Below are 23,454 nucleotides of genomic sequence, written 5' to 3'. Positions count from 1 at the left end.
TTAGTTATCCCTCAGTTATCCCTGAGCTCTCGGCGCAAAATTTTGCCAACTGTTGATTTTGGCAATTCATTTCTAAACTCAATGAACTTTGGTCGCTTGTAATTGGTTAATTGTGTTTTGCAATACTCAAGCACCTGACTTTCAGTCAAGCCAAGATCTTTTTTAACGATAAAGACTTTCACAGCTTCGCCAGCAGGGCCATCTTTCACTCCGACCGCTGCGCACTCCAACACTTCAGGCATCATCGTTAAGACCTCTTCAATCTCATTGGGGTAAACATTGAACCCCGACACCACGATGGTGTCTTTCTTGCGATCAATGATTTTTACGTAACCATCTGCCGTCATGTAGGCGATATCGCCTGTTTTAAAAAAACCGTGCGCCGTCATTGATTCCTTTGTTTCGGTATCACGCTTCCAGTAAGAAGCCATCAACTGAGGGCCTTTGATGCAAATCTCTCCAGGCTCACCAATGGCTACCGAGCGCTCCTCATTATCCAAAATCAAAATGTCGGTTCCAGGTAGAGGCAAACCAATTGTTCCTGTAAAACCATCGATCAATGGCGTATTGCAACAAACCACTGGTGAAGTCTCAGAAAGCCCATAACCTTCAGCAATCGGTTTACCCGTTAACTTTTGCCAACGATCTGCCACAGACTTTTGTACAGCCATGCCGCCACCAATGCTCACCAACAATGATGAAAAATCAATGCTTGAAAATTTTGGATGATTCATCAAAGCATTGAACAAGGTATTAACTGCAGGAAATACGTGGAATTCTTTCAAGCCCTTTAGCAACTTCACAAAACCTGGAATATCTCTTGGATTGGTCACCAAAATATTCAAACCGCCGGCCTTAAGACCAAATAAGCAACACGCCGTCAAAGCAAAGATGTGATACATCGGCAAAGCACAAACAAATACCAATTGCTCAATGCGCAAACCTCTTAAGCCTGGCTCAAGCCAAGCATCGATTTGCGCAATATTGGCCAAAATATTTCGGTGCAATAAAACCGCTCCCTTGGCTACACCCGTTGTGCCACCGGTGTATTGCAAGAAAGCGATGTCATTGCTCTTCATGGACACAGGAACAAAAGAAGCTCTGACATTTTTTCCTTTTTGCAAAGCTTCCTGAAAACTGCTCACGCCATTCAATGACCAGCTTGGCACTGCCTTTTTGACATGCCTGATGATCCAGTTAATCAAATGTCCTTTGAACCCCATGAGTTCACCAACACTGGTGGCCAGCACATGCTTTACTGACACCTGATCTTGAATACTCTGAAAAACATGCGCAAAGTTTTCCAAGATCACCAAAGCATCTGCGCCAGAGTCATTCAACTGATAGGCCAGTTCGCGAGCGGTATACATTGGATTGACGTTCACGACCACACAACCCGCCCTCAATGACCCCAATAAAGCGATGGGGTACTGCAAGAGATTGGGCATCATCAAAGCAATGCGATCGCCTTTACTCAAGCCCTGCGACTGTAAATAAGCGGCAAACTGCCAAGACAATTCATCTAATTCTTTGTAAGTGATTTTTTTACCCATGCAATCAAAGGCAAGCCTTGAGCCGTATTGAGCAAATGATTGAGCAAATAAATCATTCAATGACTCAAATTGGGTCCCATCCACTTGATGCGGCACCCCATCGGGATAACTGTTCAACCAAGGCTTATCTTGATTCAAGGCATTTCCTTTAAAAAATCACATGTGATTGACTGCTTCAGAAACACTGTACCAAACTTGGGTAATTCTGAAGTATTTAGCATTACTGCTATATAAGAGCTATGATTAGGGTTAAGTCACTCATCAATCAAGATTATGAAATTATTACCAGAAATCTTAGAGTCTGCCGAAGTCATTCAAGCGATTCGCCGCGATATTCATGCACACCCAGAGTTGTGCTTTGAAGAAAAACGCACATCTGATGTGGTGGCTCAAAAATTAGAATCTTGGGGCATCAAGATTCATCGTGGCTTAGGTAAAACCGGTGTTGTCGGAATCATCGAAGGATCTTTAGGTAAAGGTCGCAGCATTGGTTTGCGTGCAGACATGGATGCACTACCACTCCAAGAACACAATCATTTTGAACACGCTTCCCAGCACCCTGGAAAAATGCACGCTTGCGGTCATGATGGTCACGTGGCGATGTTATTAGGGGCTGCACAATATCTTGCGCAACATCGCGATTTCAAAGGCACGGTTCATCTCATTTTCCAACCGGCCGAAGAAGGCGGTGGCGGTGCCAGAGAAATGATTCGTGATTGCCTGTTTGATTTATTCCCTTGTGATGCCGTGTTTGGCATGCACAATTGGCCTGGCATTCCAGTTGGTGACTTTGGAGTGACCCCAGGACCAATGATGGCTTCTAGCAATGAATTCCAGATCACTGTTAAAGGTAAAGGTGGTCACGCTGCATTGCCGCACAACAGTGCTGACCCAGTGTTTGCCGCCAGTCAAATCATTAGTTCACTACAAGCGATCATCACGCGTAACAAACGCCCAGTTGATGCAGCTGTTCTATCGATCACTCAATTTCATGCTGGCGATGCCAGCAACATCATTCCTGACAGCGCCTGGATTGGTGGCACGGTCAGAACATTCACGATTGAAGTGCTAGATTTGATTGAATCAAGATTGCGCGAAATCGCCAGCGCCACGGCACAAGCATTTGACTGCTCAGCAGAAGTGAGCTTCTCTAGAAATTATCCGCCCACGATCAATCATGAAAAAGAAACTGCTTTTGCAGTTGATGTCATGAAAGAATTGGTTGGCGAGCATCACGTGAATTCAAGAATTGATCCAACCATGGGCGCAGAAGACTTTGCCTTCATGCTTCAAGAAAAACCTGGCTGCTACGTGTTCATTGGCAACGGTGATGGTGATCATCGCTCACAAGGTCATGGCCTTGGTCCTTGCCAACTGCACAACCCTTGCTATGACTTCAATGATCAATTATTGCCACTAGGCAGCACTTATTGGGTTCGTTTGGTAGAGCGTTATTTAGAGTCGACTAAATAATCAAATAGAAGAGCTTCAAAGAAACAACGCAAAGACTCAAGGCCTCACAAGCTTGGGTCTTTATTTTTTTGCGGATACTTTCTTTAATTCAATATCACCATAAATCGCATTAACCTTGCTCTTGGTGTTATCTGAATCAGTCAACAAACCCAAACCAATGACTTTGCCAGGCAACTCGTTGAAGGCCGCCTGATAGTCTTTTGATAAGTCTCGTTGATGCTTCTGCCACTGACCCAAGCGATCGCTGCCACTGTTCACAACAATCATCTTGATTCTGGATGTTCTAGGGCTTGGGATGATCGATTCAAGTGGGCTTTTAGATGACCAGACATACATCAGACTGGCATAGGGCATGTCGTGACCACTGATGATTTTTGCCATTTCAAAAACCATCTGATCTTTGAGTGGTAATTTTGTTTTATCGCCATCAAATGCTACGACGATTCTCAACGGTGCATCATCTTTGCTTGATTCTTGATTGTCTGCCTCAGCAATCAAGTTCATAGCCTTCCACTCCCAAGACAACACTTGTTGCGCAGCAGGTCTTGGCTTAAGCGGCAAAACCAAACCAGAGGCGGCCACATCTGCACTCGCATGCAGAACCGTGCGGCCTTGATAGTTCTTTAAGGTGTATTGAGTTTTATTTTTCTGTGGTGTGACTCGCCAAATTTGCCATGCTTTAGGCAACTTCCCACCCTCATTGAGGATTGAGAACTTATCAACGTTCTCAGGTGGCGGCACATTCTTTTCAGCAACATCAACCGTTGCACAGGAGCTTAAAAAAAAGACTCCCAAGAAAATAAATCCGAGTTGCTTGAATGATTTCAAAGAAAGTCTTTTTTAAGAAAAAATTAAATTTTCTGATTTACTGATGCTTGAATTTCGCCGGTCGCTTTTCTAAAAAAGCCTTCATGCCCTCTTTTTGATCTTCTGTGGCAAATGCTGCATGAAACATTCGGCGCTCAAAACGAATGCCTTCACTCAAAGAGGATTCATAAGATGCATTGATACTTTCTTTGACCATCATCACAATCGGTAAAGACATCTCTGAAATAGTTTTTGCTGCACCCATGGCTTCTTCCATCAGGCGCTCTGCTGGCACAACTCTAGACACCAAGCCAGCTCTTTCAGCTTCTTGGGCATCCATCATGCGGGCGGTCAAACACATGTCCATCGCTTTTGATTTTGAAACTGCTTTTGGCAAACGCTGTGTGCCACCGGCTCCTGGCAAGATACCCAATTTGATTTCAGGCTGACCAAACTTAGCATTATCTGCAGCAATGATGAAATCACACATCATCGCCAACTCACAGCCACCGCCCAAAGCAAATCCAGACACAGCAGCAATAACAGGTTTACGAATGCGGCGAATGGTTTCCCAATTCTTGGTGATGTAATCACCTTGATAAACATCATTAAAACTAAAGTTGGCCATGCCTCCAATGTCTGCACCCGCAGCAAAGGCTTTTTCACTGCCAGTGATGACCATGCAAGAAATTTGATCATCAGCATCAAACTTTAAAAGAGCGGCGCCCAATTCGTTCATCAATTGATCATTCAAAGCATTCAGTGCTTTGGGTCGATTAAGAGTGATCAAGGCCACTCGATCGGTTACCGACGTAATAATCATTTCATCACTCATAACAACCTCTTTTTAAGTTAACGCCCTAATAGTAATGCTCAAATGGTAATACTTTAGCGCGGTAAAAATACCCACATGCGCCCTTGCTGCTTCATTCTGCCAGCATATTCGCCTGCCTGATCACCCGTACCCCAATAAAAATCTGCTCGTACCGCACCGACGATCGCACTGCCAGTATCCTGGGCCATCATCAAACGACGCAAAGGTTTTTCACTCAAAGGGTATGTGCTGGCTAAATAAACGGGTGCGCCCAAAGGGAGTGCTTTAGGATCAACCGCAATACTGCGCTCGGCTGTTAATGGCACACCCAATGCGCCAATAGGGCCGACATTGATATCAGCTACCACAGGCATTTCTCTAAAGAAAACGTACCTTGGATTGGCATTCAGCATTTCTTGAACTCGCTGTGGAGAATTTTTCTTTGACCATGCTTGGATACCTTGCATGGTGGCGGTTGAGTGATTGATTTCTTTACGATCTAACAGCCATTGCGCAAAAGATTTGAACTTGTGATCATTGGTGCCAGCAAAACCCAAACGAATCACCTTGCCATCACTCATCCTCACGCGACCAGATCCTTGAACCTGCATGAATGCCGCAGCCACAGGATCGTCCACCCAAAGAATCTCCTGGCCCTTCAATTGACCACTGGAGAGCAATTCAGCGCGGCTTGGCAGTTCAGCTGGTTTACGTTTTTTCCAGGCATCGGGGTATTGATGAATCGGCGTTTGATAAACCCCACCTCTTTGACGAGAGCCATTCAAGTACGGCTCGTAATAACCAGTGACCAAACCTTGCGAACCTCCAGCTCTTGCGCCAGTCTGATGCCTGATCTCCATCACCTTCATGTGGGTTTCAAAAAAATCACGGATAGATTGATTACTCGATGAATTAACACGATTAGCCATTGAACACACTGACTTCCAATCTAGACCGCTCGGATTACGTCTGACCAAACCTTCGCAACTTCTTTTCCAAGCTGGCCATGCAGCTGTTAAATCATCGTCATACCAACCAGGCAAATCATTCCAGGAAGCATTGATTAATTTAGATACTGATGATGAATACTCGCTTGAACTTGCAGAGCTGCTCTTTGTAACTGGCTTTGCTTTGTACTCGGGTGCGCTGGCGCAAGAAATCAATGCGAATGCAAAAGCAATCAAAAGTCCGTATGATAAAAACCTCTTCATACCAACACCTGAGTGACAAACACCAGACTCAAGCAAAAGGAGCTGTTCATTGAGCGATTTATTTGACCAATATCCCATGTTGTTATTTTTGATTGAAGCAGGCGCTGCGCTTGTATTGTTTGTGATCATTGTGGTTTGGACCATGATGGGTCGCCGTAAAGACAAATGAAGGCTCTAGAATTGAATTAATGGAGTGTGCGAGGCATCACCAAGGCAAATTCTGGGATTGGGGTCTGGAAAAACTGTGCATCTTCGCTGACACAGAAAAAATCCCCTCTCATGGTGCCCATCGGGGTCGGCAAAGTCGCCCAGCTGGTGTATTCAAACTGCTCCCCTGGTCGCAATAATGGCTGCTGACCAACCACCCCTAAACCCTTGACCTCTTCCACCCCTTCATCACCATCGGTGATGATCCAATGCCTAGCAATCAATTGGGCTGGAACCTGCCCCGTATTTTTGATCGTGATGGTGTAAGCGAAGGCAAATTGCCGATTTTCGGCATCTGATTCGTCTGGTAAGTAGGTCACTTTGACCTGAACACTGAATTGATGTTGATCCATATTCATGATTCTCCGCTATAGAACACGCTACTGCAAGCCAGTCCACGATAGAATCACACTATGGCTAATTTAAATACCCCAAATTCATACCTGATTGCCCCCTCTATTCTGTCTGCGGACTTTGCTCGCCTGGGCGAAGAAGTTAGCAATGTCTTGGCTGCCGGGGCAGACTGGATCCACTTTGACGTGATGGACAACCATTATGTGCCCAATTTAACCATTGGCCCTTTGGTATGTGAGGCTATTCGCTCTCACGCGGTTAAAAACGGCCAGCCAGCCTGTATTGATGTTCACTTGATGGTTGAGCCAGTTGATCGCATCGTTCCCGACTTTGCTAAAGCAGGTGCTAATTTGATCAGCTTTCACCCAGAAGCCAGCTCTCATGTTGATAGAACCTTGGGTCTTATCAAAGACAGCGGTTGTCAAGCAGGCTTGGTGTTCAATCCAGCCACTTCTTTGCATCATCTAGACTATGTGATGGATAAGTTAGATTTAGTTCTATTGATGTCAGTCAACCCAGGCTTTGGTGGTCAATCTTTTATTCCAAGCACTTTGGATAAATTGCGTGAAGCCAGAGCCAAGCTACAAGCATATGAAGCTAAAACAGGTCGCAAGATTCGTTTAGAAGTTGATGGCGGCGTGAAAGTCGACAACATCCGTGAAATTGCTGCCGCTGGTGCTGATACGTTTGTTGCTGGCTCTGCTATTTTTGGCAAACCTGATTACAAAGCGATCATCGACAAGATGCGTGAGGAATTAGGAAAAGTCTGATGCAACGACAAGACTTCGATGCCCTGGCAAAACAGGGCTATAACCGCGCGGCATTAGTGTCTGAGGTTTCTGCAGATTTAGAGACGCCTCTATCTCTGTATTTAAAACTCACGCAAGCTCACGGCTCAAGCAACACATTCTTATTAGAGTCTGTGGTGGGCGGCGAACGCTTTGGTCGCTACTCGATCATTGGCTTGCAAGCCAAAACTCTCATCAAGGTCACTGGTGGCCCTAACAACACAATCACTCAAGTCATCAACAATGGCCAAGTGATTGAAACTGATCACGGCAACCCTTTGGACTTTATCGCCAGCTACCACGCGCGCTTCAAAGTCTTCCTTCAAGATGGCTTACCAAGATTTTGCGGTGGCTTGGCTGGCTACTTTGGTTACGACACCATTCGTTACATCGAACCACGTTTAGCGAAAAACTCTCTGCCAGATGAAATCAACACCCCTGATATTCAGCTGATGTTGACTGAAGAATTGGCTGTCATCGATAACCTGGCAGGTAAGTTGTACTTGATTGTGTACGCCAACCCTCAAGAACCAGCGTCTTATGACGCTGCCGAGAAGAGATTAAAAGAATTACTCGCTAGTCTTGATGCGCCGGTTAAAAAACCAAGCAACAGCGCCTCTTCAAAAACCGAAGCAATTCGTCGCTTTGGTAAAGCCGAATTCATGGATGCAGTGAAACGTACCAAAGAATATATTTTGGCCGGAGACTGTATGCAAGTGGTGATTGGCCAAAGAATCAGTCAGCCATTCAGTGACTCACCTTTGTCCTTGTACCGCGCCCTGCGCTCTTTGAACCCATCGCCCTACATGTATTTGTATGATTTTGGCGATCACCAGATTGTTGGTTCTTCTCCAGAGATTCTCGTGCGTCAAGAAAAGAGACAGATCGATGGTCAAGAAAAACGTTTTGTGATTGTGCGACCAATTGCGGGAACACGACCACGTGGCAGCAATCCAGAGCAAGATGCAGTTTTAGCCAAAGAACTTTTAGCAGATCCGAAAGAAATTGCAGAACACGTGATGCTCATCGATTTAGCTCGCAACGATGTGGGCAGAATTGCTAAAAATGGCACCGTGAAAGTCACTGATCGCATGGTGATCGAAAAGTACTCTCATGTTCAACACATTGTGAGCTCCGTAGAAGGTGAGCTTTTGAATGATGCTAGCAATATGGATGTATTGAAAGCGACATTCCCTGCGGGCACATTGTCAGGTGCACCAAAAATTCGTGCGATGGAAATCATCGATGAAATGGAAATCGTCAAACGCGGTGTTTATGGTGGGGCAGCTGGTTACCTATCATTCTCCGGCGACATGGATGTGGCGATTGTGATTCGCACAGGAGTGATCAAAGATGGCATGGTTCACGCTCAAGCAGGTGCTGGCGTGGTGGCTGACTCTGATCCTGAATCAGAATGGAAAGAAACAGAAGCAAAAGCTCGAGCAGTATTGCGCGCAGTAGAAATGGTTCAAGGAGGTCTAGATGCTGGTAATGATTGATAACTACGACTCCTTCACCTATAACCTGGTTCAATACTTTGGTGAATTAGGTGCAGAAGTAAAGGTGTTTCGCAATGACGAAATCACCATCGCTGAAATTGAAGCTCTGAAGCCAGATCATATTTGTATTTCTCCAGGCCCATGCAGCCCTAAAGAAGCTGGTATCTCAGTGGCTGCCTTGCAACACTTTGCTGGCAAGGTGCCCCTCTTAGGTGTGTGCCTAGGCCACCAAGCTATTGGCGAAGCCTTTGGCGGCAAAGTGATTAGAGCCAAACGAGTGATGCACGGTAAAACAGACACGGTTCACACACACCAAACAGGTGTGTTCAAAGACTTACCAAAAGACTTCACCGTGACGCGTTACCACTCATTGGCGATTGAAAAAGAAAGTTTGCCGGCTGACTTAGAAATCACTGCATGGACGGATGATGGCGAGATCATGGGTGTGCGTCATAAAAAATTTGCTGTTGAAGGTGTTCAATTCCACCCAGAATCTATTCTGTCTGAATATGGTCATGAGTTATTGAATAACTTTCTAAAAACCACAAAAGCAACGGTCGCCTAAATAATTAGCCACACAATCGCCTAAACAATCCAATTGAATTAACACTATGGCCATTACTCCACAAGAAGCATTACTCAGCTGCATTGAGCATCAAGAAATCAAACACGATGACATGATGCAGATCATGCGTTCGATCATGTCTGGCGAGTTGTCACCCATGCTGACTGCTGCGATCTTGACGGGCTTGCGCACCAAAAAAGAAACCATTGGTGAAATCACAGCTGCTGCCATGGTGATGCGCGAATTCGCAACCAAAGTATCTGTGGCTGATAACAGTCATTTTGTGGATATTGTGGGCACGGGCGGTGATGGTGCACACACCTTCAATATTTCAACCACAGCCATGTTTGTGGCTGCTGGAGCTGGTGCAAAAGTTGCTAAGCACGGTAACCGCAGTGTGAGCAGCAAATCAGGGGCAGCGGATGTTCTTGAAGCGCTGGGCGTGCAAATCACATTACAAGCACCTCAGGTGGCCGAATCATTGAACAGCTGTGGCATTGGCTTCATGTTTGCACCAAATCATCACCCAGCCATGAAAAACGTGGCCCCTGTTCGCAAAGAAATGGGTGTGCGCACGATTTTCAATATCTTGGGTCCTCTCACCAATCCAGCCAATGCGGCGCACATGTTGATGGGTGTTTTCCATCCAGATTTGGTGGGTGTACAAATCAGAGTTCTTCAACAACTAGGCATGAAACACGCCCTGGTGGTTTATGGCAAAGATGGCCTAGATGAAATATCTTTAGAAGCTCCGACCATGGTTGGAGAGCTCAAAGATGGTCAGATCAAAGAATATGAAGTCAAACCACAAGACTTTGGTCTAAGCGTTTGCAAAACCAATACATTCAAAGTGGCCGATGCAGCAGAATCAAAGAAGATTCTATTGGGCGTTTTGGCCAATGAGCCTGGACCCGCACAAGACATCGTTTGCTTGAATGCAGGCGCTGCTCTTTACGCTGCCGACATTGCCAAAGACATTGCGCACGGTCTAGAGCTTGCCAGACAAGCGATTGCTTCTGGCAAAGCAAAAGCCAAGTTAGATGAATTCATTAAAACCACGCAATCATTAGCGTGAGCTACCCTACTGAAATATTAATCACATTAGCGTAAGCTAGACACTTAACCACCTATAAAGTATTTATGAGCGATATTCTGAAACGCATCCTGGCAACCAAATTTGATGAAGTCGCCAAAGCCTCTTCTCAGGTGGCGATGCACGTCCTAAGAGCGGATGCAGAAGCCAGTATCCAAGCAGTAGGATTAAAGCCCCGTGGTTTTACTGCCAGCATTGAAGAAAAAATTTCTCAAGGTCATGCTGGGGTCATCACAGAAATTAAAAAAGCCAGCCCAAGCAAGGGCGTATTTCGCGAAGATTTCAATCCAGCTCAAATTGCCCAGTCTTACGAAAAAAATGGGGCTGCTTGTTTATCGGTTTTAACGGATAAAGAATATTTTCAAGGTTCCGCTCAGTATTTGCGCGAAGCCCGTCAAGCCTGCAACATCCCTGTATTGCGCAAAGACTTCTTGGTCGATCCGTACCAAGTCTATGAAGCGCGTGCGATGGGTGCTGATGCCATTCTTTTGATTGCAGCTGCTTTGGATGATGCGCAAATGAAAGACTTTGAAACCATTGCTCATGAACTACAAATGGATGTGTTGGTCGAAGTTCACGATGCCTACGAGCTAGAGCGAGCCTTGGCACTGAAGACGCCATTGCTAGGAATCAATAATCGCAATTTACGCACATTTGAAGTCAGTTTAGAAACCACTCTTTCTTTACTAAAAGAAATTCCTGCAGAAAAACGTGTGGTCACAGAAAGTGGCATTCTCACAAGAGCAGACGTCGCTTTGATGCGCGCCGCGAAAGTAGATGCATTCTTGGTAGGTGAAGCCTTTATGCGCCAAGAAGATCCAGGCGCAGCTTTAGCAGAACTATTCAACGCTTAAATAACACTAAGTGCTGAGGCTAACTAGGCACCAACCACTCAATCGGCTTTAAGCCTTTTTGAAGCAAGAGCTCATTGGCCTTGCGAAAGTGTCCGCATGATTGCTGATCACCAGGGTAAATAAAAGGTTCTTTGGTTTTGTACACACTCAAGCCAGATGGATGTGAAGCCGTCAAAATTTCTTGCTTAACACCAGACTCCTGACTGGCCTCTTCAATCAAAGCCAGTTTCTTTTGTGCGTGCGCACCCCACAACATCCAAATCAGAGATTTTTTCTTGGCCAATTGATACAAAAGCACATCGGTTAAATCTTGCCAGCCAAGCTGCGCATGAGATCCAGCTAAATTCAGTTGCACCGTCAATGTGGCATTCAACAAAAGAACCCCTTGCGCAGCCCAAGCACTCAAGTCACCATGCGGCAAAGCCTGATAACCATCTAAAGCCAATGCCTTGCTGATATTTCTCAAAGAGCTTGGAAACGCTCTCCAACCTGGCTTGATTTCTTTTGGAATAGAAAATGACAAACCCTGAGCGAGACCCGGTGTTTGATACGGGTCTTGACCCAAAATGATGACCTTGGTTTGCTCTACTGAAGTTTCTTTGAAAGCGCGAAAAATATTGTCTAGCGATGGCGCAAGCTCTTCTGCATGCTTGCTGTAAATAGATGACACTTCTTGCTCTAAACGCTCAAAACGACCAGAAGCCAATTCATCATGAATCAATTCAAGCCAATCACCTGGCAATGACGCTTTAATCGAAAACGATGATGACATCAGCTAAGCAAATTAAACGGACAAAGTGTGTTGCTTCGGCTTAGCTGCCAAAACATTTTCTTTGGTTTTAGGAGATTGAATACTCAACACCAACTCTTTGTCATGGCGATAAACCAAAAACTTAACAACTTGGCCTCGGCATAACTTTTGAATCAATGCCAAGAGCAACTCTTCCAAGCGAGATGGCGTGACACGTTCACCACTGATCGATGCCAAATGATCGCCCGCAGACAAACCTGCCTCTTGGGCCAAGCCGCCATCCAAGACATGGGTCAGTCTGACCCAACCATTGTTCATGCTGGTTCGGATACCCAATAATTGCTTGGCAACTTCAGCGCTTTCAGTGGCAAGCGTTTTTTTCAACTGAACCTTGACGCCCACTTTTTGCAACAAGGCCTCTAAAGGCAAGTCATGAACACCATCGATGTGATCACGCTTGATTTGTTGCCAAGTAGCTTTGAAACCAGAACCAATCACAAACTCAATGGCATGATCAAAGTCATCCTCAGCCATCCCTATTTCAGTCAGCTGATACATTTGCCATAAATGTCGCATCACATCATCCAAGGATTGCTTTTGCTTGGTGTGTTCACGAATCTTTAAATCAAGGGCCAATGCCAACAAAGATCCTTTGGCGTAATAACTCACCACTGCATTGGGTGTGTTCTCATCCATTTGGTAATACTTGGTCCAAGCATCAAAAGAACTCTCTGACAAACTTTGTTTGTGTCTTCCCGGCCCACGCAAAACCATGTTCCAAGTTTTCTCAAGACGCTTGAGGTAAGACGCAAGATTAATTCTCTGACTTCTGAATAACTGAAGATCATCGTAGTAACTGGTGAAGCCCTCAAACAACCACAGCAAGCGCGTATGATTTTTTTGATCTAAGACATAAGGATCAAATGCTTTGGGTTTGACTCGCTTGACCATCCACGAATGGAAATACTCATGACTGCACAAGCCAAGAAAATCTTCATAAGCTTCATGCTTCTGTAAATTTTGTTCAGGGTAAGGCAAATCAGCACGCTTACACAAAAGAACCGTGCTGTTGCGATGCTCTAAACCGCCATAACCATCGCCCACGGCATTCACCATAAAGCAATACTCTTTGAAAGGAGCTCTTGGTTTTTCTGGTTCAAAAAAGCTGATATGAGCTTCACAGATTGCTTTCAAGTCTTTGCTCAATTGACGCTCATCCACGCCATCCAACAATCCCTGAATCACCATGCGGTGAGGCGTGCCATGCACTTGCCACTGAATCACCTGAAACTCACCCATGGCCACCGGGTGATCAATCAAAGCATCGTAACTCTCTGCTTGATACACCCCAAAACCTGAACGCTTGATTTGCTTCGACTCTTTAACAGGTAATGTGGTTTGCACAGACCAACGCTGACTCATGTCAGGATCTTTGGGCTCGAGTAATTTCACATCACAAGGAAGATTGGCAAAGCCCAACAACTGCAAACACAAACTGCTGGCATTAAAAAACGCTCTCTCGTGATCCAAGTAAGCAGCTCTCACTGACGTATCAAAGGCATACACCTGATACCTCACTTCCACATCTTGCTTGGATTTCAGCTCCCAAGTGTGGCTATCAATTTTGTTAAGTTTGATTGGCTTGATCGATTTAGCAGAAATAATTTCAGAAGCACTGATGGATTCAAGATGCTTTGAAAAATCTCGGATCATGTAACTGCCTGGAATCCAAGCAGGCAATTGCAGATGAAGGGGGCCTTGACTGGCAATCTCACCAGGAATTTGCATCACAACATCAAAGCGATGAGCTCGCCAATCATCACATCCAATCACATAGGTGATGGAGTTCTTTGACTGCTTGCCTTTGAAGCCTTTATCGTTGTTGTTCTTGGTGATGCTAGTGAACCTGGTTTTTGGCATTTCAGTCAATCACTTCAATTTTTTTTCAATTTGCGCCATCGGTACAGCACCATTTAGACGCGTGCCATCTGTGAAGAACATCGCTGGAGTTCCAGTAATGCCTAACTTTCTAGCCAAGGCCGTATTGCGCTCCAACGGATTGCCGCAATCCCCCTTACCAGTCGGCGCTTGGTTATTGATCATCCAATCATTCCAAGCTTTAATTTTGTCTGATGAGCACCAAATCTGTTGAGACTTAATGAGTGAATCAGCAGATAACATCGGCACCATGAATGTATAGATCGTGACATTGTCTAACTGCTGAAAGCCTTTTTCTAAACGTTTGCAAAAACCACAGTTTGGATCAGCAAACACTGCCACCTGACGAGTGCCTTTACCACGCACCACCTTGATGGCATCATTCAATGGCAAATCTGCCCAACGAATACGATTCAAATCATTGCTGCGCTGTTCTGTGAGATTGGTGCCAGTTTTTAAATCAACCACCTCACCCTGAATCAAATAACGTGCGCTGGCGTCTGTGTAAACAATATCAGTGCCAATTGTCACTTCATACAAACCAGCGACCGGCGTTGTGCGCACCGCATCTACTTTGGCGCGCTCACCCAATTGCTTTTGCATCTCTGTTTTGATCTTGGCTTCAGGATTGCCTTGGGCAGCCACTGAAAAACTCAATAATGAAGCGGCGCCCATGGCGCAAATAAGATTGATTGTTTTAAATAATTTCATAATTTTTTCCAATAAATTAAATGGCTATAGCGTTGATCAAGCCAAAGCCTGCTTGATCAATTGTCTCTTTAAAAAATGACTGCGATTCACTAATTTCATGCCTAAATTTCTGATTGTTTTCACATGCCCTGCTTCGTTAGCAAAAAGTTTTTGTAAGCGGTCGGTGGTGAAAAGTAATGCATCTGTATCACCATGTCGCGCACGCTCGAACCTTCTTAGCAACACCGGGTCATCAAACGCTCTGAATGCTTCTTTATTATCTAAAATATCTGCCAGGCTTGCCACGTCTCTCAAACCCAAGTTAAGGCCCTGGCCCGCCAATGGATGCATCACATGCGCCGCATCTCCGATCAGCACAATGCGAGGCCTTGTATCTGGCGCAATCATGCGCTTTGCTTTCATGCGTCTCAATGGAAATCCTTGTTGCGCTGTCAACATCTGCAACTGACCTGTTCTTTGCGCAACCTGTCCTTGAGCGGCTCTCATCACTTCTGCGCACAATGATTCAGGACTCTGTTTTTTTAATTGCTCGGCATGATCAGTAGAAGCCGACCAAACCATTGAAAGTTTTTTATCTGGCAAAGGTAATAAAGCCAAAATTTCACCGCCCGGCAAGAACCATTGGCATGCAGTGCCTTGATGATGTTTTTCAGCCTGAAAATTTGCAACCACACCGATTTGATCATAAGCATTCTGAGTGGTCTCGATTTGAAGCTGCTCTCTCACAAATGATTGAGCCCCATCGGCGGCCAACAAAAGTTTGCTGCTAACACTCAAACCGGATTGTGTTGTGACTGTGACGCCCTCATTGTTTGAAATAACGCCAACAACTTTATCAGTGATGCGTTCAATCAAACCCTGAAACTGAATCGCTGCATCCAAAGTTTTTTCAATGTGACCCGATTCAACAATCCAAGACAATTGTGGAACGGTGGCACTGAATGCTGAGAAATGTATTTCATCATCGGCATGACCACTGTCGCCAAACACGCGCATATCACTCACCACCTGAATGCGTCCTTGATCCAAAGCTGACCAAACATGCATTTGCTCTAATAAATTTTTGCTGCTGGCTGATAAAGCGTAAATACGACTATCCCACACAGCAGAATCATTGCCCTGAAAACCAACTTCAAAGCTCGGTGCTAAATGCAAAATCTTCAAGCCTAATTGCGCTAAACGCAAAGAAGTTGCCTTCCCAGCAATGCCTGCTCCGACGATAATAAGGTCATAAGTCTTCATACATGGAATAATAACGCCCTATGTCTTTAAAATGTGGCATCGTCGGCCTGCCTAACGTCGGCAAATCAACTCTGTTTAATGCGCTTACCAAAGCTGGTATCGCAGCGGAGAACTATCCTTTTTGCACCATTGAGCCCAATGTCGGTGTGGTCGAGGTTCCAGACCCTCGCTTGGCTCAATTAGCGGAAATTGTTAAACCTGAACGCATTTTGCCTGCCGTGGTTGAATTCGTGGACATCGCTGGCTTGGTAGCCGGTGCCTCGAAAGGCGAAGGACTGGGCAATCAGTTCTTGGCCAATATTCGAGAAACCGATGCCATCACCCATGTGGTGCGCTGTTTTGAAGACGGCAACGTGATCCACGTCGCTGGCAAGGTGGACCCAATTTCAGACATCGGCGTCATCGACACCGAGTTAGCTCTTGCAGACTTGGGCACGGTGGATAAAGCCTATGCTCGTTATTCCAAGGCTGCAAAGTCTGGCAATGACAAAGAAGCCAATGCTTTGGCCCCATTGCTCGCCAAAGTACAGGCACAACTCAATGAAGCCAAACCTGTGCGCGCCATGGGTTTAAGTGAAGAAGATTTGGCACTTTTAAAGCCCTTCTGCCTCATCACTGCCAAACCAGTGATGTACGTCGCCAACGTCAAAGAAGATGGCTTTGAGAACAATCCTCATCTTGATGCGGTCAAAGCTCACGCGGCGATTGAAAAAGCCCCTGTGGTGGCCGTATGCGCCGCCATTGAGGCAGAAATTGCAGAACTAGAAGATGCTGATAAAAAAGAATTTTTAAGTGATATGGGCATGGATGAGCCAGGTCTTGATCGAGTGATCAGAGCCGGCTTTAATTTGCTCGGTTTACAAACCTACTTCACAGCAGGTGTGAAGGAAGTTCGTGCTTGGACGATTCGTATTGGTGACACCGCCCCTCAAGCAGCGGGTGTGATCCATACCGACTTTGAGCGTGGCTTCATTCGTGCGCAAACCATCGCTTTTGACGATTTCATCAGTTTCAAGGGTGAGACGGGTGCAAAAGAGGCTGGCAAGATGCGCGCCGAGGGCAAAGAGTATGTCGTTAAAGATGGTGATGTCCTGAATTTCCTTTTTAACGTCTAAAAAGGCTGATTCCCATAAAAAAGGGCTCAAATCTGAGCCCTTTTTACTTTTAATCACCGAATTCATATGAAATTAAGCGCAACAAAATAAAATGAAGCCAAATTTCAGGTTTTTTGATTTTTAGTCATTTTTCATCGTTTTTTTGTCATTTTTGGCCTAATTTGAACAAAAAAACGCAGAAAAACGCAAAAACCATGGCTGATAACCACTCCAAAACTTGCCCAGATTGAAAGAATTTCAAGCTTTGGCCCAAAACCGATGCAATCGCTGAAGAAACGACTCCGATCAATACTGCCCAACCATATTTCTTAAAAAAGGACGTGTTTTTACTCATTTTTTTAGGATGAAAGAAGGCGCTGAGAAAACCAACTGATCCACCAAACACTAAAAATGCTAGAAAACTCATCCTAACTCCATGAAAAACTTATAATTTCGTTATGCAGATTTTGACATTGGGCATTAATCATCACACCGCACCGATTCAGGTACGTGAACAGGTGGCATTCACACCTGAGATGATTCAGCCTGCCTTGCATCATTTGAAAGATCATTTGGCCAGTGTATCTGAAACACATTTGCCAGAAGCAACGATCTTATCAACTTGCAATAGAACAGAATTGTATTGCGCCGCCAATGACGAGCACGCTGATCAGCAATCTTCTTTACTGAAGAAAAGTGCGATTGAGTGGCTCGCTAAATCTCGCGGCATCGATCACCAAGAATTAATGCCTCACGTTTATGTCTTGCCACAATCACTGGCTGTTCGTCACGCATTCAGAGTGGCCTGCGGTTTAGATTCAATGGTGGTTGGTGAAACACAAATTTTGGGTCAGTTAAAAGATGCGGTGCGCTGTGCTGATGAAGCAGGCTCACTAGGCACTTACCTCAATCAACTTTTTCAAAAAACTTTTCAGGTCGCCAAAGAAGTTCGTGGCACCACTGAAATCGGAGCACACTCCATTTCAATGGCAGCTGCTGCAGTGCGCCTATCTGAAAGAATTTTTGAAAGCGTTTCTGATCAAAAAGTTTTATTTATCGGCGCTGGTGAAATGATCAATTTGTGCGCCACGCATTTTGCGGCGCGCAAACCAAAATTAATGGCTGTGGCCAATCGTACTTTAGAGCGCGGCCAAGAATTGGCTGATCAATTATCCGAACAAGGCTTGGCAACAGAATCTTTACGACTCTCTGATCTACCGACACGCTTGCATGATTTTGATATTGTGGTTTCTTGCACTGCCAGCACCTTACCGATCATTGGTTTGGGCATGGTTGAGAATGCTGTCAAGCAACGCCGTCATCGCCCAGTCGTGATGATTGACTTGGCGGTGCCTCGTGACATTGAAGCTGAAGTAGGTAAATTAAACGACGTGTACCTCTACACCGTTGATGACTTGAGTGACATTGTTCAAGCTGGTTCAGATTCTCGTCAAGCAGCCGTGGGTCAGGCTGAAGCAATCATTGAAACTCGCGTATCGCATTTCATGCACTGGTTAGAAACCAGAGGCACCGTGCCTTTGATTCAAGACTTGCGCCAACGAGGTGAAGACTTGCGCTCAGTTGAGCTTGAGCGTGCCCGCAAGCTACTCGCTAAAGGTGAAGACCCACAAGTGGTACTAGATCTTTTAGCCCAAGGTCTTACCAATAAGTTTTTACACGGCTCTTTACATGCCTTGCAACATGCACAAGGTGAAGAGCGTGATGCACTCATGAAAATCTTACCGGGTCTATTCCGGTCAAACAACTCCAATCAATAGATGAAACCAAGTATGAAAGCGAAGCTTGAGCAGTTAGATGCCAGGCTCGCAGAACTCAATTCATTGTTAGTCCAGGAAGAAATTACCAAGGACATGGATCAGTACCGCAAACTCAATCGTGAGCATGCGGAGATATCCCCTGTTGTCGAACAATTCCAGTTATTCCTGCAAGCAGAAGCCGACGAGCAAGCAGCTTTAGCGATGCAAGCCGATCCTGAAATGAAAGACTTTGCAGAAGAAGAAATCAAATCTGCCAAAGAGCGCATGGAAAACATGCAAGCTGATTTACAGCGCCTGCTATTACCCAAAGATCCCAATGATGATAAAAATATCTTTTTGGAAATTCGTGCGGGCACCGGCGGCGATGAGAGTGCTTTATTCGCTGCTGATTTATTCAGGATGTACACACGCTTTGCCGAAAGACAACGTTGGCAAGTGGAAGTCGTGAGCGCTTCAGAATCAGACTTGGGTGGTTACAAAGAAGTCATTTTGCGCATTGTTGGACAAAGTGCTTTTTCAAGACTCAAATTTGAATCAGGCGGTCACCGTGTGCAACGGGTGCCTCAAACCGAAACTCAAGGACGCATTCACACTTCAGCCTGTACTGTGGCTGTGATGCCCGAAGCCGATGAAATCAGCGATATTGAAATCAATCCTGCTGATTTGCGCATTGACACATTCAGAGCGTCTGGCGCCGGTGGTCAGCACATCAATAAAACAGACTCTGCGGTGCGCATCACGCACATACCAACGGGTACGGTGGTGGAATGCCAAGATGATCGCAGCCAACACCGCAACAAAGATCAAGCCATGAAAGTGCTTGTATCTAGAATCATGGATGCCAAGCGTCGCGCTGCGCACGACAAAGAAGCTGAGACTCGCAAGAGCTTGGTGGGTTCTGGTGATCGCAGCGATCGCATCCGCACCTACAACTTCCCCCAAGGACGCATCACCGACCACCGCATCAATCTCACTCTGTACAAGATTGATGCCATGATGGATGGTGATATTCAAGACCTTTTGAACGCGTTGTCTGCCGAGCACCAAGCTGAGTTATTGGCCAGCTTGGGTGATATTTAAAGCATCAGCCTTCATCACTCATCACCCCGTTTAGTGTCAACCATACAAGAACTTCTTAAAGAAAGCACTTTGGACAAAGTGGATGCCAAAGTGTTGTTGGCTCACTTGATTGATCAACATTTGAATTGGCCAAAATCTGCAATGATTAGCCGTGATACAGATGCATTGCCCAAGGCCTTGCTCGAAGAATGGGCGCTATTAGAAAAGCAACGAACTGAAGGTCATCCAGTCGCTTACCTAATTGGTAAAAAAGAGTTTTTTAACATTGAGCTCAAAGTAGCCCCTGGCGTTTTAATCCCAAGGCCTGAAACAGAACTCTTGGTTGAGTTGACGATTGATCACATTCAATCATCAGGCAAAAAAACACCAAAGATTCTAGATTTAGGCACAGGCAGTGGCGCGATTGGTTTGGCCTTGGCCAAGAACCTTCCTAACTCCCAAGTGACCTGTGTGGATGTCAGCGCTGAAGCACTCAAGATAGCTCAAGAAAATGCCGGCCTTTTGAATCTGAACTCAGTGAAGTTCCTTCAATCGAATTGGTTCGATGGTCTGATTGGCCTGACCACAAACCTGCCAGCTGAAGAATGCGTATTTGATGTGATTGTGAGTAATCCGCCATACATTCCAGCGGGTGATCATCACTTATCCATGGGTGACTTGCGCTTTGAGCCAATCTCAGCACTGACCGATGATCATGATGGCTTGATGGCATACCGCGCTATTTTCAAAGAAGCCCCTGCTTATTTGGCAGAGGATGGATTCATCTTGGTAGAACATGGATTTGATCAATACAAACAAGTTTGTCAGTTATTGCAGGAACAAAATTACATCAATATCAAAGCCCACCAGGATCTTGCGGGTATTTGGCGCGTCGCATCGGCCAATCGAGCAGCGTCTGTTAAGCTTGGCTAAAATAAGACATCTACATAAGGAAGCACCATGGACACACAAGCACAAATCAAAGAAATCGTTGAAAGCAACCCAGTGGTTCTATTCATGAAGGGCAATGCTCAGTTTCCGCAATGCGGCTTCTCAGGAAGAGCCATTCAAATTTTGCAAGCCTGTGGCATAGACAAGCCACACACTGTCAATGTTTTAGAAGATCAAGACATCCGCGAAGGCGTGAAAGCATATGCCAACTGGCCAACCATCCCACAACTCTATGTTAATGGCGAGTTCATCGGCGGTTCAGACATCATGACTGAAATGTACCAAAGCGGTGAATTGCAACAACTGCTAAAAGCCTAAGCAATACCCCTCAAGGTATTACCAATTATTGCTAATTATTTAAGTGCTGGCTCTCATGAAGAGCCAGCATTGGTTTAGCATAGCGATATGGACACAACAATCGCTTTTCTATTACTGGCTCTTTTTTGCTTCATTGCTCTATTTAGTCTCTATTACGCTTGGCAACAAAGCCAAGCCAGGGTCAGAGCAGAAACTGAGTTAGCCGCTGAACGTCGTCAAAGCGCTGACAAACTAGCTACTCTTCAACAAACAGCTCAAGAAGCAAAAACTGTTCTATCTGATCAGTTTAAAAATCTTGCCAATGAAATCCTCGAAGAAAAATCAAAACGCTTTGCTGAACAAAATCAGCAAAACCTCGATATTCTTTTAAAGCCACTGCAAGAAAAACTCACAGACTTCCGCAAACAGGTGGATGAGACATATCAGTCTGAAGCACGAGAGCGCTTTGCCTTAAAACAAGAAGTTGAAAAACTGGCTGGCCTTAATCTGCGCATGACGGATGAAACTCGCGCTCTCACCAACGCCCTGAAAGGCGAATCCAAAACCCAAGGTGATTGGGGTGAATTGGTTCTTGAAACCATTTTAGAAAACTCAGGATTGCGCAAAGGCGAAGAATACCTTGTACAAGATTCTCAAACCATCAGTGATGGATCGAGACTGCAACCAGATGTGGTGATTCGTTTACCCGAAGCTAAGCACTTGGTGATTGACAGCAAGGTTTCTATCACCGCTTACACGCGTTACATACAAGCTGATGATGACACCATCAAAACTGCTGAGCTCAACAGCCATGTTCTATCGATCAAGCAACATATTCAAGGCTTATCGGCGAAGAACTACCAAGACCTCTACGGCGTTGGTTCGATCGACTTTGTATTGATGTTCATTCCGATTGAGCCAGCCTTCTTAGCGGCGATGCGCCATGCGCCTGATATTTATCAAGACGCTCTTAAGAAGAACATCGTGATTGTTTGTCCAAGTACTTTATTGGCTACCGTCAGAACCGTGGCCCACTTGTGGCGACAAGAACATCAAAATCGCAATGCCCAAGAAATCGCTCGTCAATGCGCTTCTCTTTATGATAAGTTTGTTGGATTTGTTGAAGACCTGGATAAAGTGGGACAACGTTTGGAACAAGCACAAATCAGTTATGCAGATGCTGTTGGTAAACTTAAAACTGGTCGTGGCAATTTGATTCGCACGGCGGAGAACGTTAAAAAGCTCGGTGTTAAACCAAACAAATCATTACCAAGCAAATTAACCGATGTTGCGGATGATGACGAATAAGTCATCCCTGCCCCATTATTTTTCCTTTTTTACTTTTAATTATTTTTACGATTAGTTCAAAATAACTTTGACCATAAAAAACCCGCATTCATCATGCGGGTTTTTTTATTGACTGCGCTCTTTGCAGAGCATTGAGTCAGCGCTTACGCAACTGACTCTGTCGGCTATTACTTACGACCGCGACGAGCAGCTGGCTTCTTAGCAGCTGATGCACGTGTAGCTGGCTTAGCAGCTGCAGTTTTAGCTTGCTTAGCAAAACCTTGAATTGCTTCAACAGCTTGCTCTGCATTTGCTTCAGCAACAGCAGCAGCTTCTTTAGCAGCAGCTTGGAATTGCTCGAAACCTTGCAATGCTGAACCAACAGAAGTTTTCAATGCGTTAACAAACACATCTGAACCAGCTGGTGCATTTGCTGCAAAAGTGTTTACCCAGTTTTGTACGCCTTCTTGGAACTGTTCTAATTGAGCTTCAGCAACTTCTGCCAACTCAACTTGACCGTCGCGAACAATCTTCGCTACAGCGCGCTGATGAGCAGCTAGCTTGTTACCCAAAGGTGCCAATGTGTCGCTTTGAACATATGAAACGAATGCTTGTGGATCTTTAACTGTCAAAGCTTGCTCTAAACCGTCTTGAGCTTCAACAATAACTGCTTTAGTTGCTGAGAAGTTCAAGTCAGCCAATTCTTGAGCGCGCTCGATTGCTTTTGTGCTCAATGCGAATGCTGTATTCAAGCTCTCGCCTTGGATTTCTGCCATTTTTGCTGTGATTTGATCTTGGTTCATGTTTACTCCAAATAGGTTAGTTAATTATTTTGCAGCGCATATATTGCACTGCACAAACTCTATTTTAGGGAATAAATGTGACAATTCAAGGTATTTTTGTTGCATTGCGACAAAAATGGTAAATTTCTCATAATACGAGAAGTTACCGTTGAATTACTTGAGGATTTTTGGTGCCCCCTGACAGAATCGAACTGCCAATCCATGATTACAAGTCAAGTGTTATACCATTTAACTAAGGGGGCCTGCGGTGTTACTAGAGAATTACTGCTGACTCTTTTACTACTCTAAGAACTACTAATTTCTTTGCTGCTAAGCCCGATATTCT

General features: G+C 45.1%; 23 protein-coding genes and 1 tRNA gene. 12 read left to right on the top strand and 12 right to left on the bottom strand.

The genetic code is table 11. The annotated features are described in order from the left end of the window. Positions 1–11 precede the first annotated feature (11 nt). Complete coding sequence (locus GQ367_RS00860) at positions 12–1,691, bottom strand: long-chain-fatty-acid--CoA ligase (protein WP_215290669.1); 1,680 nt, start codon at positions 1,689–1,691, stop codon at positions 12–14. A gap of 135 nt (positions 1,692–1,826) precedes the next feature. Between GQ367_RS00860 and GQ367_RS00855 the strand changes: the two genes are divergently transcribed. After that, positions 1,827–3,026, top strand: a complete 1,200-nt coding sequence (locus GQ367_RS00855; RefSeq protein WP_215290668.1) for a M20 aminoacylase family protein — start codon at positions 1,827–1,829, stop codon at positions 3,024–3,026. Positions 3,027–3,086: 60 nt separating this feature from the next. On the opposite strand, the gene GQ367_RS00850 is transcribed toward GQ367_RS00855, so the two are convergent. The 4 genes from GQ367_RS00850 to apaG all read right to left on the bottom strand — a co-directional run bounded on the left by GQ367_RS00850 (position 3,087) and on the right by apaG (position 6,418). Next, positions 3,087–3,854 carry a DUF3047 domain-containing protein gene (locus GQ367_RS00850; RefSeq protein ID WP_215290667.1) on the bottom strand — a complete coding sequence of 256 codons (768 nt, stop codon included), beginning with the start codon at positions 3,852–3,854 and terminating at the stop codon, positions 3,087–3,089. 37 nt (positions 3,855–3,891) lie between these two features. Next, the gene (locus tag GQ367_RS00845; protein WP_215290666.1) at positions 3,892–4,668 is read right to left on the bottom strand and encodes an enoyl-CoA hydratase; all 777 of its coding nucleotides are present in this window, start codon (positions 4,666–4,668) and stop codon (positions 3,892–3,894) included. Between the two features lie 53 nt (positions 4,669–4,721). After that, positions 4,722–5,858: a murein transglycosylase A gene (locus GQ367_RS00840; protein WP_215290665.1), complete on the bottom strand. Its 1,137-nt coding sequence runs from the start codon at positions 5,856–5,858 to the stop codon at positions 4,722–4,724. A 185-nt stretch (positions 5,859–6,043) separates the two neighbouring features. Next, positions 6,044–6,418 carry a Co2+/Mg2+ efflux protein ApaG gene (gene apaG / locus GQ367_RS00835; RefSeq protein WP_215291819.1) on the bottom strand — a complete coding sequence of 125 codons (375 nt, stop codon included), beginning with the start codon at positions 6,416–6,418 and terminating at the stop codon, positions 6,044–6,046. A gap of 60 nt (positions 6,419–6,478) precedes the next feature. On the opposite strand from apaG, the gene rpe reads away from it, so the two are divergent. The 5 genes from rpe (at position 6,479) to trpC (ending at position 11,218) form a co-directional block, all read left to right on the top strand. Next, positions 6,479–7,189, top strand: a complete 711-nt coding sequence (gene rpe, locus GQ367_RS00830; protein ID WP_215290664.1) for a ribulose-phosphate 3-epimerase — start codon at positions 6,479–6,481, stop codon at positions 7,187–7,189. Beyond that, positions 7,189–8,706: an anthranilate synthase component I gene (gene trpE, locus GQ367_RS00825; protein ID WP_215290663.1), complete on the top strand. Its 1,518-nt coding sequence runs from the start codon at positions 7,189–7,191 to the stop codon at positions 8,704–8,706. Before rpe ends, trpE begins: the two co-directional genes overlap by 1 nt. Next, positions 8,690–9,271 carry an aminodeoxychorismate/anthranilate synthase component II gene (locus tag GQ367_RS00820; protein WP_215290662.1) on the top strand — a complete coding sequence of 194 codons (582 nt, stop codon included), beginning with the start codon at positions 8,690–8,692 and terminating at the stop codon, positions 9,269–9,271. Before trpE ends, GQ367_RS00820 begins: the two co-directional genes overlap by 17 nt. A 46-nt stretch (positions 9,272–9,317) precedes the next feature. Next, a complete protein-coding gene (trpD, locus tag GQ367_RS00815; RefSeq protein ID WP_215290661.1) occupies positions 9,318–10,346 on the top strand; it encodes an anthranilate phosphoribosyltransferase in 1,029 nt (342 codons plus the stop codon). A gap of 65 nt (positions 10,347–10,411) precedes the next feature. Continuing rightward, positions 10,412–11,218: an indole-3-glycerol phosphate synthase TrpC gene (trpC, locus tag GQ367_RS00810; RefSeq protein WP_215290660.1), complete on the top strand. Its 807-nt coding sequence runs from the start codon at positions 10,412–10,414 to the stop codon at positions 11,216–11,218. Positions 11,219–11,237: 19 nt separating this feature from the next. On the opposite strand, the gene GQ367_RS00805 is transcribed toward trpC, so the two are convergent. The 4 genes from GQ367_RS00805 to GQ367_RS00790 are packed head-to-tail and all read right to left on the bottom strand — an operon-like array spanning position 11,238 to position 15,860. Continuing rightward, on the bottom strand, positions 11,238–11,990 hold the full coding sequence (locus GQ367_RS00805) for a uracil-DNA glycosylase (protein WP_215290659.1): 753 nt from the start codon (positions 11,988–11,990) through the stop codon (positions 11,238–11,240). Between the two features lie 12 nt (positions 11,991–12,002). After that, complete coding sequence (locus GQ367_RS00800; protein ID WP_215290658.1) at positions 12,003–13,889, bottom strand: M61 family metallopeptidase; 1,887 nt, start codon at positions 13,887–13,889, stop codon at positions 12,003–12,005. Between the two features lie 9 nt (positions 13,890–13,898). Then, positions 13,899–14,618, bottom strand: a complete 720-nt coding sequence (locus GQ367_RS00795; protein WP_215290657.1) for a DsbC family protein — start codon at positions 14,616–14,618, stop codon at positions 13,899–13,901. Positions 14,619–14,654: 36 nt separating this feature from the next. Next, positions 14,655–15,860: a UbiH/UbiF family hydroxylase gene (locus GQ367_RS00790; RefSeq protein WP_215290656.1), complete on the bottom strand. Its 1,206-nt coding sequence runs from the start codon at positions 15,858–15,860 to the stop codon at positions 14,655–14,657. Positions 15,861–15,880: 20 nt separating this feature from the next. Between GQ367_RS00790 and ychF the strand changes: the two genes are divergently transcribed. Next, a complete protein-coding gene (gene ychF, locus GQ367_RS00785; protein ID WP_215290655.1) occupies positions 15,881–16,975 on the top strand; it encodes a redox-regulated ATPase YchF in 1,095 nt (364 codons plus the stop codon). A 145-nt stretch (positions 16,976–17,120) separates the two neighbouring features. On the opposite strand, the gene GQ367_RS00780 is transcribed toward ychF, so the two are convergent. Beyond that, positions 17,121–17,381 carry a hypothetical protein gene (locus tag GQ367_RS00780; protein WP_215290654.1) on the bottom strand — a complete coding sequence of 87 codons (261 nt, stop codon included), beginning with the start codon at positions 17,379–17,381 and terminating at the stop codon, positions 17,121–17,123. Positions 17,382–17,412: 31 nt separating this feature from the next. Between GQ367_RS00780 and hemA the strand changes: the two genes are divergently transcribed. The 5 genes from hemA (at position 17,413) to rmuC (ending at position 22,347) form a co-directional block, all read left to right on the top strand. After that, a complete protein-coding gene (gene hemA, locus GQ367_RS00775) occupies positions 17,413–18,732 on the top strand; it encodes a glutamyl-tRNA reductase (protein WP_215290653.1) in 1,320 nt (439 codons plus the stop codon). Continuing rightward, positions 18,733–19,812: a peptide chain release factor 1 gene (prfA, locus tag GQ367_RS00770; protein ID WP_089515069.1), complete on the top strand. Its 1,080-nt coding sequence runs from the start codon at positions 18,733–18,735 to the stop codon at positions 19,810–19,812. 33 nt (positions 19,813–19,845) lie between these two features. Further along, positions 19,846–20,724 carry a peptide chain release factor N(5)-glutamine methyltransferase gene (prmC, locus tag GQ367_RS00765; RefSeq protein WP_215290652.1) on the top strand — a complete coding sequence of 293 codons (879 nt, stop codon included), beginning with the start codon at positions 19,846–19,848 and terminating at the stop codon, positions 20,722–20,724. A 27-nt stretch (positions 20,725–20,751) separates the two neighbouring features. Next, positions 20,752–21,060: a Grx4 family monothiol glutaredoxin gene (gene grxD / locus GQ367_RS00760; protein WP_215290651.1), complete on the top strand. Its 309-nt coding sequence runs from the start codon at positions 20,752–20,754 to the stop codon at positions 21,058–21,060. Positions 21,061–21,147: 87 nt separating this feature from the next. Next, positions 21,148–22,347: a DNA recombination protein RmuC gene (gene rmuC, locus GQ367_RS00755; protein ID WP_215290650.1), complete on the top strand. Its 1,200-nt coding sequence runs from the start codon at positions 21,148–21,150 to the stop codon at positions 22,345–22,347. A 167-nt stretch (positions 22,348–22,514) separates the two neighbouring features. Here the strand turns inward: rmuC and GQ367_RS00750 are convergent, their stop codons facing one another. After that, positions 22,515–23,129: a phasin family protein gene (locus GQ367_RS00750; protein WP_215290649.1), complete on the bottom strand. Its 615-nt coding sequence runs from the start codon at positions 23,127–23,129 to the stop codon at positions 22,515–22,517. Positions 23,130–23,297: 168 nt separating this feature from the next. Next, positions 23,298–23,371, bottom strand: a tRNA-Thr gene (locus GQ367_RS00745). Positions 23,372–23,454 lie beyond the last annotated feature (83 nt).

The organism is Polynucleobacter sp. MWH-CaK5 (assembly GCF_018687615.1).
Classification (GTDB): domain Bacteria; phylum Pseudomonadota; class Gammaproteobacteria; order Burkholderiales; family Burkholderiaceae; genus Polynucleobacter.
Note: the sequence above shows the minus strand (reverse complement) of the source record. Positions and strands in the feature narration are given on the sequence as shown.